Genomic DNA, 15,449 nt, shown 5'->3' with positions numbered 1-15,449 from the left:
TCTGGCCGGGGCAGGTATTTTCAGCCCCCGGCGGATTTTCAAAAGGACGGAACAATGAACAAGGTAAAAGCGCTCCTCGGCGGTGTGGCCCTGTCGGTGGCCCTGGCAACCTCGGCGCTGGCGGCCGGTGTGGAGATCAACGCCTCCTCCACCGGGCTGGCGATGCAGGGCTATGATCCGGTTGCATATTTCACCGATGGCGCCCCGACCAAGGGCAGCTACAAGATCACCTCGATTTACAATGACGCGACCTACCGCTTTGCCTCGGAAGAGCACAAGGCGGCATTTGAGAAGAACCCCGAGGCCTATGTGCCGGCCTATGGCGGCTATTGCGCCTTCGGCACCGCTATGGGCTTCAAGTTCGACGGCGACCCGAACCACTGGAAGATCGTCGACAACACCCTGTACCTGAACCTGTCTGAGGACATTCAGGAGCGTTGGGAGGGCGACATTCCCGGCTTTATCCAGAACGCCGACGCCAACTGGACCGACATCGCCGAAAAGTCGCCGGAAGAGCTGCAGCAGTAAACACCTGCACCACTCAGCCGGAACGGTCGGCGGCAGGACGACCTGCCGCCGACTTTTTCATGCGGGGGCTGCTGACACGAAGAAGGGCCGCGTCATCGACGCAGCCCCGTTCGTTGGGCATTGTGCGGCAAGCCGCTGATCAATAGGCAAATTCGCCGTAGATCCGGCTCAGGTCCCCGCCCCATGCGCCGTTGTAGCGCTCCAGAAGCTCATCCGCGGGCACCTTGCCGCTTTCCAGGCTGTCCTTCAGGGCATTCAGGAAATGGGTCTCATCCGGGACCAGGCCACCGGCGCCGGGACGCGCACGCGCCTTCAGACCGCTTTCGGAAATCGCCACCACTTCGCGGGCCAGCTCATGCATGTTGATGCCGCCGACCTGCGCCTGCAGGCCGTGCTCGGATGCGGCGGCGCGCAATTCTTCGCGGGTTTCGGCGTCCCAGCCCTTGACCAGGTCCCAGGCGGCGTCCAGCGCGGACTGGTCGTAGGTGAGGCCGACCCAGAACGCGGGCAGCGCGCAAAGGCGGCGCCAGGGGCCGCCGTCGGCGCCGCGCATCTCGATGAATTTCTTCACCCGCGCCTCGGGGAAGATTGTGGTCAGATGGTCAGCCCAGTCGCTGAGGGTCGGAGTCTCGCCCGGCAGTGCCGGCAGCTCGCCCTTGAGGAAGTCGCGGAACGACATGCCCAGCGCGTTGATGTATTCACCGTTGCGGTAGACAAAATACATCGGCACATCCAGCGCGTATTGCACCCAGGCCTCGAACCCGAAGCCCTCGTCGAAGACAAAGGGCAGCATGCCGGTGCGCGCCGCGTCCAGGTTGCGCCAGACCAGTCCCCGGGTAGATTTCACCCCGTTCGGCTTGCCGTCCAGGAAGGGTGAATTGGCGAACAGCGCATTGGCCACCGGCTGCAGCGCCAGCGCCACGCGCATCTTCTGCACCATGTCGGCCTCGGAAGAGAAGTCGAGGTTCACCTGCACGGTGCAGGTGCGGCGCATCATGGTGGTGCCCATGGTGCCGACCTCTTGCATGTAGCTGTCCATCAGCTTGTAGCGGCCCTTGGGCATCAGCGGCATGTCCTCGTGCCGCCAGACCGGGGCTGCGCCGAGGCCGATGAAGCCGACGCCGATCTTGTCGGCGATGTCCTTCACGTCGCGCAGGTGGGCGTTCACCTCGTCGCAGGTCTCGTGGATGGTTTCCAGCGGCGCGCCCGACAGCTCCAGCTGGCCTCCCGGCTCAAGGCTGATGTTGGCGCCGTCCTTGGTCAGACCGATGAGGTTGTCGCCCTCGACCAGCGGATCCCAGCCGTGACCGTCGCGCAAACCCTCCAGCACCGCCAGAATCGACCGCTCACCCGCATAGGGCAGCGGTTTGAGCGTATCCTTGCAATAGCCGAACTTCTCGTGCTCGGTGCCGATGCGCCAGGCATCCTTGGGCTTGCAGCCCGCAGCGAGGTATTCGGCAAGCTGTTCGTGGCGTTCGATCGGCCCGCCGCCGGACTGGGGAATGGACATGCCTGGCACTCCGTCCTGTTAGGTCTGTCATGAAGGGTCAGTGGTGAGCGGAATCGCACCCGGTGTCAATGCAGCCGCTGATGTTCCGGTCGGCTCGGGACACGCTCCCAGATCACGACCTGGTGAGGGCCGCCCTTGCGCAATTCGCTCAGCATCCGCTCGGTCCTGAGACCGGGCAGCGCCGCAAAGACGTCGAACAGTGCATCCGATCCTTCGGCGTTGACCGGGATCGCCAGCGGTGGCTGGCCGGGCTGTTCCAGCACCCAGTGTGGCGGGCGGGCGGATTTGTCCAGCGCCAGCCGCTCCAGTTCCGAGGCTGCCACCGCGCCGCCGGTGAGCGGCCCGAAATAGGCGATCTGGCCCTCGTCCACCTGCACCACGCCGGGACCGCCCGTGCCGCGCCGGAAGCGCATCCGCTGGGCGCCGATGACAGCGGTGACGAGGCCGGTGGCGATCAGCGCCCAGCCGGTAATGGCGGTAAACCCAAACGAGGTGAACGCCCACTTCAGGCCGAGAAGGGTCATCAGCGCGGCGCCGATGACCTCGCGCCATTGCCAAAGGGTGGCGCGGGCTTCAGGTCGGATGAAAGTCATGTCTCCTCCTGCGACTGCGCAGAGATACACAGTGTCTGTGCGGCATCAAACAGCAGCAAACCATAGGCTCCTGCCGGTTGAAACCCGACCGCCTGATAGGCCCGTGCCGCGGCCGGGTTGCCCGTGAACAGCACCGCCTGCTCTACCCCGCGGGCCCGGGCCTGCGCCAGGTGCAAGGCCAGCGCGCGACGGGCGTAACCGCGCCCGCGCAAGTGGGGTGGCGTGTAGACGCCACCCACCTGGACCACACCCGGCACCTCGGCGTTGAAGCCGGTCATCGCAACCGGCTGTCCCTCCACCGTCAGCACCCGGTGGCTGTCGCGGCTCAGGTACACGTCGATGTTTTTCACGGCCGTGACGGCGGCCTCGTCGACAGGCGTGCCGAGCGCCTCGGACAGATAGGCGCTGCGCCAGGCCGCCGCGGTATCACGAGGCATGGCAGACAATGGCAGAAGTGTCGTGCCGTCGCATTCAGGCAGAACAAGCTCGGACAGGTCCAGACGGAAGCTCCGTTCGTCCTCATCCTTGCGGGCCGCGAGCTGATCCAGGCCCGTGGCCTGCAGGAACCGCCGCAGCTGGGCCGCCTCGCCGCTTGCGCCACTCAGCCGACGGTCGGCAATCAGGGTCGCAGCCGCCTGCCACTCGCGGCTGGTAGCATCGGGGGCCTGCATCAGGACCATGCCGGAATTGGTAATCGCAAAGACGCCCCTGCAAGGCTCCAGCTGCCACAATGTCAGGCCATGGCGCGCGCCCGAGCCCAACCCGTGATCCAGCAGGTTGCCCAACAGGAACATGGAGCTTTGGACATGCTGGCGCAGCAGGTGTTCAACCTGCGCCAGATCCTCGGTCTGCGACAGTCGCCACGGCATCAGCAGCCCCGAGTTCCCAGCACACCACCCAGCCCTTGCACGGCGCGCCGCACAGCTCCAAGGGGTTTGGTCGGCCTCTGGGGTCGACCTCGCGGCTCCGCTCCAGGTGAACCAGCCCGGCCCGTTTCCGGCGATGGCACCGCAGAGCAGGTTTTTGACGGCGCCGACCTCACGGCAGGATCTTCCTGCCCTGACGCAGATCCTTGAGGTAGGCCTCGATCCTTGCGCGGCGCATCCGCATGCGGCGCACGCGTTTGGTCTTCTTGGAGTACATCCGGAGGAATGTCAGACCGACAAAGAAGATGAAAAAATTCTCGACCTCCTCCTCGGGCGCATTGCCGTATGCGAGAAACTGCCGCATCTCGGCTTCGTCCAGCCCGTAGATGAATTCGCTCTCCCTCTTCCTGCCCTGGAAGTCCTTGGAGACCAGGAAAATGGCCGCCTGCCGGGATCTGAAGAAGGTTCCGCCGCGGTGAATATCAATCGCGGCGACACCCCCATCCGGCCGCAGGATGAGATTGCGCGGCGCGAAATCCGGGTGACCCGGCCCTCTGAGGGCGGGGCGTTCGCCGAAATCTGCCAGCATAGCCAGCAATTCATCTGCCAGCTCGGCCAGCAGCGCGGCGTCAGGGTGATCCGCAGAGGTGGCCAGCACGTTGTGGATTTCACCGGCGAACCGATCTGCTGGCAGGGCAGTGGCGGCAACGTCACCCTGCCCGGCCCAGTCATGCCACGCGCAGCAGCGCCGGTTCACGTCCGAACGGTTCGCCTCAGGTTGCCGGAACAGCTCGTCCACTGGCGTGCCTTGCTCGAAACTCACCACCACAAGGCCGAGATTGCCGGAACTGGCAAAATACCTGTTCACGGAGTAGTCGCTGTGCCCCCCCAAGCCGTCGAAACGCTTCAGCGCGTGAACGGTGCCGCCCACGAACTCGCGACGGGTGCCACGGTCCCAGAACTTCTTCACGACCACGGGGTCCGACCCACGGTAGCCACGAAAGACCGAGGCTTCCGCCGCGATCTTCAGCGGGCTTTCCAGCCGGATGCCCCCGAACGGCCATTTCAGCAGCGCCTGGCGCTGCACCCGCTGCATCTGGCGCTCGGCACCTTCCGGTGCGTCCGCCTGCGGCAAACGCTGCAACAGCCCCATCACCAGTCCCCCAGCGCCTGCTGCCACAGGGTCAGCGCCGCGACGGCCGCCGTATCGGCACGCAGGATGCGGGGGCCGAGGCTGACCACATGCGACTGCGGCAGATCATGCAGGCGTTTGCGCTCGGCCTCGGAAAAGCCGCCTTCGGGGCCGATCAGGATCGCCCAGGGCGCGCCTCTGCGGGTCTCTGCGGCAAGCTGAAGCGCATTGCCAACCTCGGCCTCGTCGCAGAACATCAACTGCCGTTCGGCAGGCCAGTGGTCCAGCAGGCGCGACAGCTTTTGCAACTCGGCCACGTCCGGCACGTAGGTTCCGCCGCATTGCTCGGCGGCCTCGACCGCGTGGGCCTGCAGGCGATCCTGGCGGATGCGTTCGGAATTGGTGAAATCGGTCTGCACCGGCAGGATCCGTGCCGCGCCCATCTCGGCGGCCTTTTCGACGATGAAGTCGGTGCGCGCCTTCTTGATCGGCGCAAACAGCAGCCACAGGTCGGGGGGCAGCTGCAGCGGTCTGCTCTGTTCCAGGCAGGTGAGCGTGCCGCCGCGTTTTCCGGCTTCGGCGACTTCGGCCAGCCATTCTCCATCGCGCCCGTTGAACAGGGCCACATGGGCCCCGGCCGGCTGCCGCATCACCCCAAACAGGTAATGCGCCTGGTCACGGTCCAAAGGAACCGTTTGCCCTGCCCCCAGCGGGTGATCTACATACAGTCTGATTTTTGCACTCATGAGGTCCTACATATGCAAGGGCAACAGCCAGCGCCAGAGGGTCAGGTCGCGGATGCGGTCGCGGGAAACTGGGTCGACAGATACGCCCCCGGCTGGAGCCGCCCCTATCTGCGCCTCAGCCGGGCCGACCGGCCGATTGGCACCTGGCTTTTGCTGATCCCCTGCTGGTGGGGACTGGCGCTGGCGATCCTGGCGGACCAGACCCCGCGCTGGCAGGATCTGTGGATCGCCGTCGGCTGCGCCGCGGGGGCCTGGTTGATGCGCGGCGCGGGCTGCACCTGGAACGACATCACCGACCGTGACATCGACGACAAGGTGGAGCGCACCCGCTCGCGCCCGATCCCCTCCGGCCAGGTCACGGTCAGGGGCGCGCTGGTCTGGATGGGGCTGCAATGCCTGGCCGGGCTTGCCATCCTGCTGACCTTCAACCAGGCGGCCATTGCCATGGGCGTGCTGTCGCTCCTGCCGGTGGCGGTGTACCCGTTTGCCAAGCGTTTCACCTGGTGGCCACAGGTCTTCCTGGGGCTGGCCTTCAACTGGGGCGCGATGCTGGCCTGGGTGGCGCATACCGGCACCTTAAGCTGGCCGCCGGTGCTGCTGTATCTGGCGGGCATCGCCTGGACGCTGTTCTACGACACCATCTATGCCCACCAGGACACCGAGGACGATGCGCTGATCGGGGTGAAATCCACCGCCCGGCTGTTTGGCAGCGACACGCCGAAATGGCTGCGCCGCTTCATTACGGCCTTCGTTTGCCTGATGGCGCTTGCGGTCATCCTTGCGATGCAGGCCAGCGCCTCGGTGCTGGCGCTGGTGCTGGCGCTGGCCGGCCCCTGGGCGATGGGCTGGCACATGACCTGGCAATTGCGCATCTTTGACGCCGACAACAACCCGAGACTGTTGCAGCTGTTCCGGCTCAACCGGGATACCGGCCTGATTCCGCTCATCTTCTTCACCATCGCCATGTTCGCATGATTGAACCTCGGCCGCCTGCACGGTATGAGCGTTCAACGCAAACTGGAAAGTTGTTGCCATATGCGCCTGTCTAAGCTGTTCATCCCGGTCCTGGCCTTTGCCTCAGCCGCGGGGCTAAGCCTCGTCGCCGCCGGGTTCGCAGTGACCGCGGTCGAACGTGGCACCGAAACCGAGGTCAGACGGGCGCTTGATGCGCGGGGGTACACCTGGGCAGAGGTGACCGCCGACGGCCTGCAGGTTCTGCTGGAGGGCACCGCCCCGGACGAAGCCACCCGGTTCTCGGTGAAATCCACGGTTGGCACGGTGGTGGATGCGGCGCGCATCCTGGACGGGATGGAAGTGCCGCCTGCCGACGGCCTCGCCCCGCCGCGGTTCTCGGCAGAAATCCTGCGCAACGATGGCGGCATCTCGATCATTGGTCTGATCCCGGCCGGGTCCGGTCGCAGCACGCTGGTCAGCCAGCTGGTTGACCTGGCTGGCCCCGACAGCGTCGCCGACCTGCTCGAGGTGGCCAAATACGACATCCCGGACGGCTGGACCGAGGCGATGGACTACGCGGTCGAGGCCCTGAAACTACTGCCCCGGGCCAAGATCTCGGTGGCGGCGGGCGAGGTGTCGATCACCGCGATTTCCGGCAGCGAGGAAGCCAAGGCACGACTGGAAGAGCAGCTGGGCCGCAACGCCCCGCCGGGATTGCGGCTGGCCCTGGACATCGCGGCGCCGCGCCCTGTCATCACGCCCTTCACGCTGCGGTTCCTGCTGGACGAGGATGGCGCTAGTTTCAATGCCTGCTCCGCCGAGAGCGAAGAAAGCCGTGATCGCATCCTGGCCGCCGCCCGCAAGGCCGGGCTGACCGGCAGCGCCGACTGCGTGATCGGCATGGGCGTGCCGTCTCCCAATTGGGCGCGGGCCGCAGAGCTGAGCATCGGTGCCCTGGCAGAGCTGGGGGCGGGTTCGGTGACCATCGCCAATGCCGACATCACCCTGGCCGCCGCCGAAGGGACGCCGAATGCCCGCTTCGACCATGTGGTGGGTGAGCTGGAAAGCGCTCTGCCCCGGGTGTTTGCCCTGCATGCGGTGCTGCCAGTGCCCGAAGCGCAGGACGCGGACGGGGTACCGGAGTTCACCGCCACGCTCAGCCCCGAAGGCCAGGTGCAACTGCGCGGCCGCCTGTCCGACGCCGCCCTGCGCCAGGTCGTCGACAGCTATGCACGGGCCCGCTTCGGCTCTGCCAATGTGCACAGCGCCGCGCGGGTGGTGGCCGATCTGCCCGCCGACTGGCCGGTACGGGTGCTGGCCGGGCTCGAGGCGCTGTCCTATCTACAGCGTGGGGCCGTCACCGTGACGCCGGAAAACCTGGAGCTGCGCGGCATGAGCTTTCGCAAGGATGCTCCGGCCGAGATCGCCCGTTTCCTGTCGGCCAAGCTCGGCGAGGCGGAGACCTACGACCTCGACATCAGCTACGAGGAACCGCCCGCCCCGAAGGATCAGCCGATCCCGCCGGAGCTCTGCGAGGCCCAGCTGGTCAGCGCCCAGAGCGAAACCAAGATCACCTTCGAACCCGGCTCCGCCACAATCGCGGCCGACAGTGCCGACACGATGGACCGGATCGCCGAGGTTCTGGCCCGCTGCGGCCCCGTCCGACTGGAAATCCAGGGCCACACCGACAGCCAGGGGCGCGAGACGATGAACCAGAACCTCAGCCAGGCACGGGCGCAGTCGGTGCTGAACGAATTGCGGGCCCGGCGCATCGTCACCTCAACCTTCACCGCCAAGGGCTACGGCGAGAGCAACCCGATTGCCGACAACGGCACCGAGGAAGGCCGCGAGGCCAACCGCCGCATCGAGTTCAAACTGATCCAGCCCACGAGTCCGCAGGCCGAGGCAGACGGCGAACAGCCCGAGGATGCCCAAGCGCAAGACGCGCCGGAGACGGATGATGAGGCCGCGGACGGCACAAGCGAAGACGCACAGGAGACCTCAGAGTAATGAACAGGACAGAGTTCATCATCACCACCGCGATCATCCTGTTTGTGGCCTTTGCGCTTGGCTGGTTTGCCAACTGGCTGGTGCACCGTTTCACCCGCGTGCGGCAGAGCGACGTGGCAGATCTCGACCGGATGAGCCAGGAGCTGCACGAGGCCGAAGAGACCCGTGACCAGGCGATCACCTATTTGCAGCAACGCGAGGCGGAGCTGACCAACCAGCTGACCCAGACCGAAGCCGAGCTGCGCGCCGCCATGGACGGTCTGCGCGAGGCCCGCCGCGAGGCCGAAGAGCTGCGCGCCCAGCTGCCGCAGTAAGGCGGCGAGGCTGACCGAAGGCAGGCGAAGAAACTCCCGCGCCTGCGGCCTGCGCTGGCTATGCGCCAGCACCGGCCGAGCAGCCTTGGGCCGAGCGCCGTGCTGGCGCACGGCGTGATCGTTTATTTGGCGGCCCGGCGGATGGCCCCAGGCATCGCGCTTGCTGTAGTTCCAGAGAGATGCAGCGATATGGACGGGGGCTGAATGCCACCACCCGCTTTTGCCACCGGCAAATCGGCAACAGCATGGCTTGCCAGGTTGCGAGCACGGCTCTTTTATGCTGCATAGGATTGTCGCTGCGGGTTCATGACCCCGCCCCCCTTTTGTCGTTCAGGGAAGCTGGTTCCGAGATATCAGCCGATGACACTCGAGAGGAACTCTCGGGCGACCGAAATGGTGCTTAGGTGCCTGCACCAGAGATCGTTAAGGTTCGTCGCTGGATCAGCACGCATTGCTCCTGCACAGCTAGTTTAACCGATCATGTCTCTGACAGGGTAAAGGGCTGCGAGAATAGCGGTGTTGAACGGGCAACTCGCCCCGAACTGTTTGCGGTTCCGCTTCACTTCAAGGGGCTGCAATGCGGTGCAGGAGCATAGTCAGCCAATTCCATCGGACACGCGAGCCACTGCCGAGCTGCCGCTCAGAGCGCTTGGAACGCGAGTCCCTGCGCATTCAAAAGCCCGGCCATATTGCCGTTTGCGCTCCAGCAGAGCGGGAATAGTCACTCGTGTCCGAAAGACAGTACACCACGCAATATCCGTTTTGGTCTCGGCACAAACGCCCCCACCTTGCGAATACGCAACCAACGGCGGCAACCTGCTGAGAGACGCCTCCCCGCAACCGTGCAGGCCAAGCCCCGCGACGTTATCGGTCGGCAGACAAACCTCGTCTCACCAGAAATTTCGACCTCATGCCGACAACAAACGCTCTTTCGCACGGCGCGCGGCGTTCGAGGGGCATCTACAGGCGTTCAAAGGGGAGCAACAAAAGATGCTACGGGAAGCACGCCAGCGCTATCCTCGCATCGGCCTCTTCGCAGGAGGGCCTCATCATTTGTCAGACACCCTTAATCGCCCCCTGCCCAAGCATGACCGCGCTTCCTGAGACCACCACCGCTGCCAAGCGATACCACCCCGCCGCGCGCAGCGCGGCGCCGGGCCCAACAGGCGGAGATCATCCTTGGATGGTCGAACACCTGGCGGGAGCCCGCCCGGTGATGCGAGGGTCTACCAGCGTTTCAGCGCGTCCTCGTCGGCGTCCTTGGCTGCGACCCAGTCGGCACCGCCGCCGGACAGGATCTCTTTCTTCCAGAACGGCGCGCGGGATTTGAGGTAGTCCATCAGGTATTCCGCCGCCTCGAAGGCATCCTTGCGGTGGCGCGCGGCGGTGGCGACCATCATGATGCGCTCGCCCGGCGCCAGACGGCCATGGCGGTGGATCACCAGCGCATCCGCCAGCGACCAGCGGCGCATGGCCTCCTCGGCGATGGCGGTCAGCGCCTTTTCGGTCATGCCGGGGTAATGCTCGATCTCCATCGCCACCAGACCGCCCTGGTCGGAATCGCGCACCAAGCCAGTGAAAGTCACCACCGCGCCAGCACCCGCGACACCGGCGGCAAAGGCGTCGCTTTCGGCGCCGAGTTCGAACGGTGCTTCCTGAACCGCGATCCGCATCGGCTCAGCCGCCCGTCATCGGCGGGAAGAAGGCCACCTCGCGCACGCCCTCCAGCGGCGCGTCGAAATCCGACAATTCCTGATCCAGCGCCACCCGCAGCGCCGAGAGGTCAGCAAAGGCCGCGGCATAGCGGTCCTCGCGAGCGCTGAGCTCTGCCACCAGCTCGGCGACGGTGGCGGCCGAGGTCTCCACGCGCTCGCGCGGCAGGCCGATGCGCTCGCGCACCCAGGCGAAATACAGGATCTCCATCAATGCGCCTCCTTCAGATGCGGCATCGCCTTGCGCAGGTAGTCCGCGCCGGTGATCACCGTCAGCGCCGCCGCGATCCACAGCAGCCACAGGCCGATGCGGCCGGTCCAGAACACGCCCGCCTCTTTCCAGCGCAGACCGAACAGGTCCTCCAGCTCGCCCGCGATGATCTGGGTATAGATCTGGTCGTCCATGCCAAAGGAGGACATCACCAGATAGTGCTCGAAGATACCCTGCGAGAACAGCGTGGCGATGGCGATCATCTGGGTAGTGGTTTTCCACTTGGCCAGCTTGGTGACCTTCAGCGTGCCGGCAGTGTCGCCGAGGTATTCACGCAAGCCCGAGACAAAGACCTCGCGGAACAGGATCACGGTGGCGGGCAGCACCAGCCAGGGGGTCCAGTGTTCGGCAGCATAGCCGACGATGATCATCAGCGCGATCACCACCATCGCCTTGTCGGCGATCGGGTCCAGCATCGCGCCGATCTTGGTTTCCTGTTTCCAGGCCCGTGCCAGATAGCCGTCGAACCAGTCCGTCACCGCCGCCGTGATGAATAGCAGCAGGGCAAACCAATCCGCGTAGGGGCGCGAGAAGTAGAGGAACATCACCGCAAGGCCGGGCGCGGCAAGCAGGCGCAGCAGGGTGAGGATATTGGGCAGGGTCCATTTCATGGGCGCACATTATCCGGCTGTTTAGAAAGTGGAAAGCGCATGCGCTGAAAAATCCGCCCCGTCCGGGGCGGATGCCCCCGGCCGGGATAGGTTGGGCCAGATGAAGGGCCGGGCGTTTCAGTTTTCAAGAGGTCTTCTCAGCTGCTGGCGTGGAAGTGGTCGTAGATCCGTTCGGCCAGCGCCGCCGAGATGCCCTCGACCGCCTTCAGATCTGCAAGGTTGGCGCGGCTGACGGCCTTGGCGCTGCCGAAATGCGCCAGGAGCGCGCGTTTGCGGGAGGCACCGACGCCCGGCACCTCGTCCAGCGGCGTGGCGCTGACCGCCTTGGCGCGCTTGGCGCGGTGGGTGCCGATCGCAAAGCGGTGCGCCTCGTCCCGCATCCGCTGGATGAAATACAGCACCGGGTCATTGCGCTGCAGCGCAAAGGGCCGCGCACCGGGGCGGTGGAATTCCTCCTTGCCGTGGTCGCGGTCGACACCCTTGGCGACGCCGACCATGGGGATGTCCTGCACGCCGTGCTCTTCCATGATCTCCGCCACCGCCGAGACCTGGCCCGCGCCGCCATCGATCAGCAGCAGATCGGGCCACAGCCCCTTTTCGCGGTCCGGGTCTTCCTTGAGCAGGCGCGAGAAGCGGCGGTTCAGCACTTCCTTCATCATGCCGAAGTCATCGCCCGGCACCAAGTCATCACCGCGGATGTTGAACTTGCGGTAGGCGTTTTTCATGAAGCCCTCCGGCCCCATCACGATCATGCCGCCCACGGCGTTGGTGCCCTGGATGTGGGAGTTGTCGTAGACCTCGATGCGCTGCGGCGGCGCCTCCAGCCCGAACGCCTCGGCCAGGCCGCGCAGAAGCTTGGCCTGGGTGGCGCTTTCGGCCATGCGGCGGGCAAGGCTTTCGCGGGCGTTGCGCACGGCAAAGGCCACCAGCTCGGTCTTTTCGCCGCGCTGGGGCACCACCAGCTCCACCTTGCGGTCGGCCTTGTCGCTCAACGCCGCCTCCATCAGATCGGCATTTTCGATCGCGTCCGACAGGATCAGCTGCCGCGGCGGCTCCTTGTTGGCGTAGAACTGGCCGAGGAAGGCCTCCATCACCTCTGCCGGGCTCATGTCGGCATCGACGCGCGGATAGAAATCCTGGTTGCCCCAGTTCTGGTTGGCACGGATGAAGAAAACCTGCACGCAGGCCTGCCCGCCCTCCATGTGCAGGCCGATCACATCCGCCTCGGCCACGCCGCGCGGGTTGATGCCTTGGCTGGACTGCACCTGCGTCAGCGCCTTGATCCGGTCCCGCAAGGCGGCGGCACGCTCGAACTCCATCGCCTCGGAGGCCGCCATCATCTGCTCCGCCAGCTCTTCCTGGATCTTGGTGGAGCGGCCCGACAGGAATCGTTCGGCGTCGCGCACGCTTGCCGCATAGTCCTCTTCCGAGATCAGCCCCACACAGGGCCCCGAGCAGCGCTTGATCTGATATTGCAGGCAGGGGCGCGTGCGGGTCTCGAACATGGAATCCGAGCAATTGCGCAACAGGAACGCCTTTTGCAGCTGGTTCAGCGTCCGGTTCACCGCACCCGCACTGGCGAAGGGGCCGAAATAGCTGCCCTTCTGCTTGCGCGCGCCGCGGTGCTTTTTCAGCTGCGGAAAGTCGTGATCCTTGGCCACCAGAATATTGGGGAAGCTTTTGTCATCGCGCAGCAGCACGTTGTATTTCGGCTTCAGCTGCTTGATCAGGTTCTGCTCCAGCAGCAGCGCCTCGGTTTCCGTGCGCGTGGTCAGGAACATCATCGAGGTGGTCAGCGCGATCATCCGCTCGATCCGCGGACTGTTGCCGGGCCGGGTATAGTTCGACACCCGTGCCCTCAGGTTGCGCGCCTTGCCGACGTAGAGCACCCGGCTCTCGGCATCCAGCATCCGGTAGACGCCGGGCGAGGCATCCAGAGTTTTCACGTAATCCTGAATCACCGCGTAGCCACTACGCGGCTTTGGGGTCGGCGAATCCGGGGCTGTGTCGGAAGGCTGATCAGTCATGCGCACAGACATATGATTCCCCGCATTGGGCTGCAATGTTTGACCCGCGGGATCAAGAGAGAGGAAATCCACGCAACATGTGGATAACTGCGAAGATAACTTTGGGCTATCTGCGATTTTTTCTTATTTTTACGCTATTCCGGCCAAATGCCTAAAATTTAAGCAATTTGCCAAATTATTGAAAATAAACGAAACTTTTTACGACCCCTGACAAGGTTATGAAAACAAAGGGGTTTTTGTAACGCTTCCGTGACACCCCTCCAGCCGGTGTACAACTTTCCGGGCCGAAGCCGAAATCGTCGCCCCAAACGCTACTCCAGACCGTCGCTGTCGGGGGTCTGCCAGGCCAGGTGCTGACCGCCATCCGGACAAATCATTTGGCCCGTCACGGCCCGTGCGCGCAAAAGATACGCCAGCGCAGCCGTGACATCTTCGCTGCTGGCCCCCCGTTGCAGAATGGTGGCCGCGCGTTGCCGCGAGAACTGGTCTGCTGTTTGCCGCGCTCCCCTCAGGGTTGGTCCCGGCCCGATGGCATTGACCCGGATCCAGGGGGCCAGCGCCTGTGCCGCGGTGCGCGTCAGCGTCCACAGCGCCGACTTGGCCAGGGTGTAGGACATGAAATCGGGGGTCAGCTTCAGCACCCGCTGGTCGATCATGTTGACCGCCAGCCCCCAGGCCAGCGGCTCGCCCTCCGCGTCGCGAAGCTCGCGCACGCCCTGTTGCGCGGCCATTGCCTGCAAAAGGACGAAAGGGGCACGCAGGTTGCTGGCCATGTGACGATCCCAGCTGTCGCGGGTGGCGCAGGTCAGCGTGTCGCGTTCAAACACCGAGGCATTGTTCACGAGGCACGTGATCGGCCCACCCAGCGCGTCCACGGCACGCGGCAGCAGTGTCTGGCACTGCGCCTCGTCCAGCAGATCGGCCTGCAAGGTGACGGCCTGCCCCCCTTCGTCGACGATCTGGCTGGCGACCTCCTCGGCGGCCTCGGCCGAGGTTCCGTAATGCACCGCAACCGCATGACCGCCCCGGGCCAGCTCCAGCGCCATGGCACGCCCCAGACGTCTGCCCGCTCCGGTCACCAATGCCCGCATCGCTGTCTCCTTCCTGCCCCGGCCCATGGGACAGCAGCCAATCGATGGCCCCTGCCCCTTGCCATGCCGGAGGTTAGAGCAGCACCGCCAGATACGCCAGATAGAGCGCGCTGAGGATGATCCCCCAGATGCGGGTAATGTCCTGTTTGAAGAACACGAACGGGATCAGCAGCAGTGACGCGGCCAGCATCACCCAAAGATCAAACCGCAAGAACTCGGGATCCACCGAGATCGGTCCGACAAAGGTGGCGAGCCCGACGATGGCGAGGAGGTTGAACATGTTGGAGCCGATCACATTGCCCAGCGCGACATCCGCCTGCCGACGCAGCGCCGCCATGACCGTGGTGGCCAGTTCCGGCAGCGACGTGCCCACCGCCACCAGCGTCAGGCCGATCACGGTTTCGCTCACGCCATAGGTCCGGGCAATGATGGTGGAGTTATCGACCAGGAGATCCGCCCCGAGCGGCAGCCCGACCAGACCCAGCAGGAGGTAAAGCCCCACCCGCCAGTAGGGCATGTCCGGGTCGGCTTCCTCGATGTCTTCCAGGTCATCTTCCGCGGCCTTACCATTGCGACGGTGGTTGCGGGCCTCGCGGAAGGCGATGCCCAGCACCACCGACAGCGCGGCCAGCAGGATCAGGCCCGACCAGATGGTGAAGGTGCCACAGAAGGCGAGGCCGATGAACAGCACCGATGCGATCAGCATGAAGATGTAATTCTTGCGCGTGCTGCACTCGCTGGTGTGCAGGGCCCGCATAAGGGCGGGGATGCCCAGCACCAGCAGGATGTTGGCGGTGTTCGATCCCACCACGTTGCCCAACGCGATCCCATCCGCATTGCGCGCGACAGCCTTGACGGCGATCAGCAGTTCCGGTGCCGAGGTGCCAAACGCCACGATCGTCAGGCTGACGATCAACGCGGGCACACCCAGACGCAGGCTGAGATTTACCGCCCCACGCACCAGGGCGTCCCCTGCCAGCAGCAGAATCACCAGCCCCAGGGCCGAGTACAGCCATGGCATCATTTGCCAGACCCTCCGTTCTTGCAGGCGCAGACGCCCCTGCCGATCTTGAAGCGGCCACAG

The 15,449-nt window shown here is 65.0% G+C and carries 15 protein-coding genes; 4 read left to right on the top strand and 11 right to left on the bottom strand.

The annotated features are described in order from the left end of the window. Positions 1-54: 54 nt before the first annotated feature. Complete coding sequence (locus tag AB9K35_RS18690; protein ID WP_222456355.1) at positions 55-528, top strand: YHS domain-containing (seleno)protein; 474 nt, start codon at positions 55-57, stop codon at positions 526-528. A 139-nt stretch (positions 529-667) separates the two neighbouring features. Here the strand turns inward: AB9K35_RS18690 and AB9K35_RS18685 are convergent, their stop codons facing one another. From AB9K35_RS18685 to AB9K35_RS18665, 5 genes are all read right to left on the bottom strand, one after another. Continuing rightward, complete coding sequence (locus AB9K35_RS18685; RefSeq protein ID WP_369928427.1) at positions 668-2,038, bottom strand: glutamate--cysteine ligase; 1,371 nt, start codon at positions 2,036-2,038, stop codon at positions 668-670. A gap of 65 nt (positions 2,039-2,103) precedes the next feature. Beyond that, positions 2,104-2,631, bottom strand: a complete 528-nt coding sequence (locus tag AB9K35_RS18680) for a hypothetical protein (protein ID WP_222456357.1) — start codon at positions 2,629-2,631, stop codon at positions 2,104-2,106. After that, on the bottom strand, positions 2,628-3,500 hold the full coding sequence (locus tag AB9K35_RS18675) for a GNAT family N-acetyltransferase (RefSeq protein ID WP_369928425.1): 873 nt from the start codon (positions 3,498-3,500) through the stop codon (positions 2,628-2,630). Before AB9K35_RS18675 ends, AB9K35_RS18680 begins: the two co-directional genes overlap by 4 nt. A 169-nt stretch (positions 3,501-3,669) precedes the next feature. Then, positions 3,670-4,650, bottom strand: a complete 981-nt coding sequence (locus tag AB9K35_RS18670; RefSeq protein ID WP_369928423.1) for a hypothetical protein — start codon at positions 4,648-4,650, stop codon at positions 3,670-3,672. Then, positions 4,650-5,375, bottom strand: a complete 726-nt coding sequence (locus AB9K35_RS18665) for a 16S rRNA (uracil(1498)-N(3))-methyltransferase (protein ID WP_369928421.1) — start codon at positions 5,373-5,375, stop codon at positions 4,650-4,652. The genes AB9K35_RS18670 and AB9K35_RS18665 overlap by 1 nt, the downstream gene beginning before the upstream one ends. Before the next feature lie 12 nt (positions 5,376-5,387). Between AB9K35_RS18665 and ubiA the strand changes: the two genes are divergently transcribed. The 3 genes from ubiA to AB9K35_RS18650 are packed head-to-tail and all read left to right on the top strand — an operon-like array spanning position 5,388 to position 8,653. Next, complete coding sequence (gene ubiA / locus AB9K35_RS18660) at positions 5,388-6,350, top strand: 4-hydroxybenzoate octaprenyltransferase (RefSeq protein WP_222456361.1); 963 nt, start codon at positions 5,388-5,390, stop codon at positions 6,348-6,350. A gap of 60 nt (positions 6,351-6,410) precedes the next feature. Next, positions 6,411-8,339, top strand: a complete 1,929-nt coding sequence (locus AB9K35_RS18655; protein ID WP_369928418.1) for an OmpA family protein — start codon at positions 6,411-6,413, stop codon at positions 8,337-8,339. Continuing rightward, complete coding sequence (locus tag AB9K35_RS18650; RefSeq protein ID WP_222456363.1) at positions 8,339-8,653, top strand: hypothetical protein; 315 nt, start codon at positions 8,339-8,341, stop codon at positions 8,651-8,653. Before AB9K35_RS18655 ends, AB9K35_RS18650 begins: the two co-directional genes overlap by 1 nt. A gap of 1,226 nt (positions 8,654-9,879) precedes the next feature. On the opposite strand, the gene AB9K35_RS18645 is transcribed toward AB9K35_RS18650, so the two are convergent. The 6 genes from AB9K35_RS18645 to AB9K35_RS18620 form a co-directional block, all read right to left on the bottom strand. After that, on the bottom strand, positions 9,880-10,326 hold the full coding sequence (locus AB9K35_RS18645; protein WP_369928416.1) for a molybdenum cofactor biosynthesis protein MoaE: 447 nt from the start codon (positions 10,324-10,326) through the stop codon (positions 9,880-9,882). Positions 10,327-10,330: 4 nt separating this feature from the next. Further along, complete coding sequence (gene moaD / locus AB9K35_RS18640) at positions 10,331-10,576, bottom strand: molybdopterin converting factor subunit 1 (RefSeq protein WP_369928414.1); 246 nt, start codon at positions 10,574-10,576, stop codon at positions 10,331-10,333. Continuing rightward, on the bottom strand, positions 10,576-11,247 hold the full coding sequence (gene pgsA / locus AB9K35_RS18635) for a CDP-diacylglycerol--glycerol-3-phosphate 3-phosphatidyltransferase (protein ID WP_222456366.1): 672 nt from the start codon (positions 11,245-11,247) through the stop codon (positions 10,576-10,578). The genes moaD and pgsA overlap by 1 nt, the downstream gene beginning before the upstream one ends. Positions 11,248-11,384: 137 nt before the next feature. Further along, positions 11,385-13,274 carry an excinuclease ABC subunit UvrC gene (uvrC, locus tag AB9K35_RS18630; RefSeq protein WP_369928411.1) on the bottom strand — a complete coding sequence of 630 codons (1,890 nt, stop codon included), beginning with the start codon at positions 13,272-13,274 and terminating at the stop codon, positions 11,385-11,387. A 311-nt stretch (positions 13,275-13,585) separates the two neighbouring features. Beyond that, on the bottom strand, positions 13,586-14,392 hold the full coding sequence (locus AB9K35_RS18625; protein WP_369928409.1) for an SDR family oxidoreductase: 807 nt from the start codon (positions 14,390-14,392) through the stop codon (positions 13,586-13,588). A gap of 46 nt (positions 14,393-14,438) precedes the next feature. Beyond that, entirely contained in the window at positions 14,439-15,389 is a 951-nt protein-coding gene (locus AB9K35_RS18620) for a calcium/sodium antiporter (protein WP_222456369.1), read from the bottom strand. Positions 15,390-15,449: the final 60 nt, after the last annotated feature.

Source organism: Leisingera sp. XS_AS12 (genome assembly GCF_041224635.1).
In the GTDB taxonomy this organism is placed as follows: domain Bacteria; phylum Pseudomonadota; class Alphaproteobacteria; order Rhodobacterales; family Rhodobacteraceae; genus Leisingera.
This window is presented reverse-complemented; position numbering and strand designations above follow the sequence as displayed.

Excerpts from the sequence above, each read along its gene's own strand:
- AB9K35_RS18655 (WP_369928418.1), top strand. The coding sequence starts at position 6,411 with ATGCGCCTGTCTAAGCTGTTCATCCCGGTCCTGGCCTTTGCCTCAGCC.
- AB9K35_RS18620 (WP_222456369.1), bottom strand. The coding sequence starts at position 15,389 with ATGATGCCATGGCTGTACTCGGCCCTGGGGCTGGTGATTCTGCTGCTG.
- ubiA (WP_222456361.1), top strand. The coding sequence starts at position 5,388 with ATGCAAGGGCAACAGCCAGCGCCAGAGGGTCAGGTCGCGGATGCGGTC.
- AB9K35_RS18645 (WP_369928416.1), bottom strand. The coding sequence starts at position 10,326 with ATGCGGATCGCGGTTCAGGAAGCACCGTTCGAACTCGGCGCCGAAAGC.
- pgsA (WP_222456366.1), bottom strand. The coding sequence starts at position 11,247 with ATGAAATGGACCCTGCCCAATATCCTCACCCTGCTGCGCCTGCTTGCC.
- uvrC (WP_369928411.1), bottom strand. The coding sequence starts at position 13,274 with ATGACTGATCAGCCTTCCGACACAGCCCCGGATTCGCCGACCCCAAAG.
- AB9K35_RS18690 (WP_222456355.1), top strand. The coding sequence starts at position 55 with ATGAACAAGGTAAAAGCGCTCCTCGGCGGTGTGGCCCTGTCGGTGGCC.
- AB9K35_RS18670 (WP_369928423.1), bottom strand. The coding sequence starts at position 4,650 with ATGGGGCTGTTGCAGCGTTTGCCGCAGGCGGACGCACCGGAAGGTGCC.
- AB9K35_RS18675 (WP_369928425.1), bottom strand. The coding sequence starts at position 3,500 with ATGCCGTGGCGACTGTCGCAGACCGAGGATCTGGCGCAGGTTGAACAC.
- moaD (WP_369928414.1), bottom strand. The coding sequence starts at position 10,576 with ATGGAGATCCTGTATTTCGCCTGGGTGCGCGAGCGCATCGGCCTGCCG.
- AB9K35_RS18650 (WP_222456363.1), top strand. The coding sequence starts at position 8,339 with ATGAACAGGACAGAGTTCATCATCACCACCGCGATCATCCTGTTTGTG.
- AB9K35_RS18685 (WP_369928427.1), bottom strand. The coding sequence starts at position 2,038 with ATGTCCATTCCCCAGTCCGGCGGCGGGCCGATCGAACGCCACGAACAG.
- AB9K35_RS18625 (WP_369928409.1), bottom strand. The coding sequence starts at position 14,392 with ATGGGCCGGGGCAGGAAGGAGACAGCGATGCGGGCATTGGTGACCGGA.
- AB9K35_RS18680 (WP_222456357.1), bottom strand. The coding sequence starts at position 2,631 with ATGACTTTCATCCGACCTGAAGCCCGCGCCACCCTTTGGCAATGGCGC.
- AB9K35_RS18665 (WP_369928421.1), bottom strand. The coding sequence starts at position 5,375 with ATGAGTGCAAAAATCAGACTGTATGTAGATCACCCGCTGGGGGCAGGG.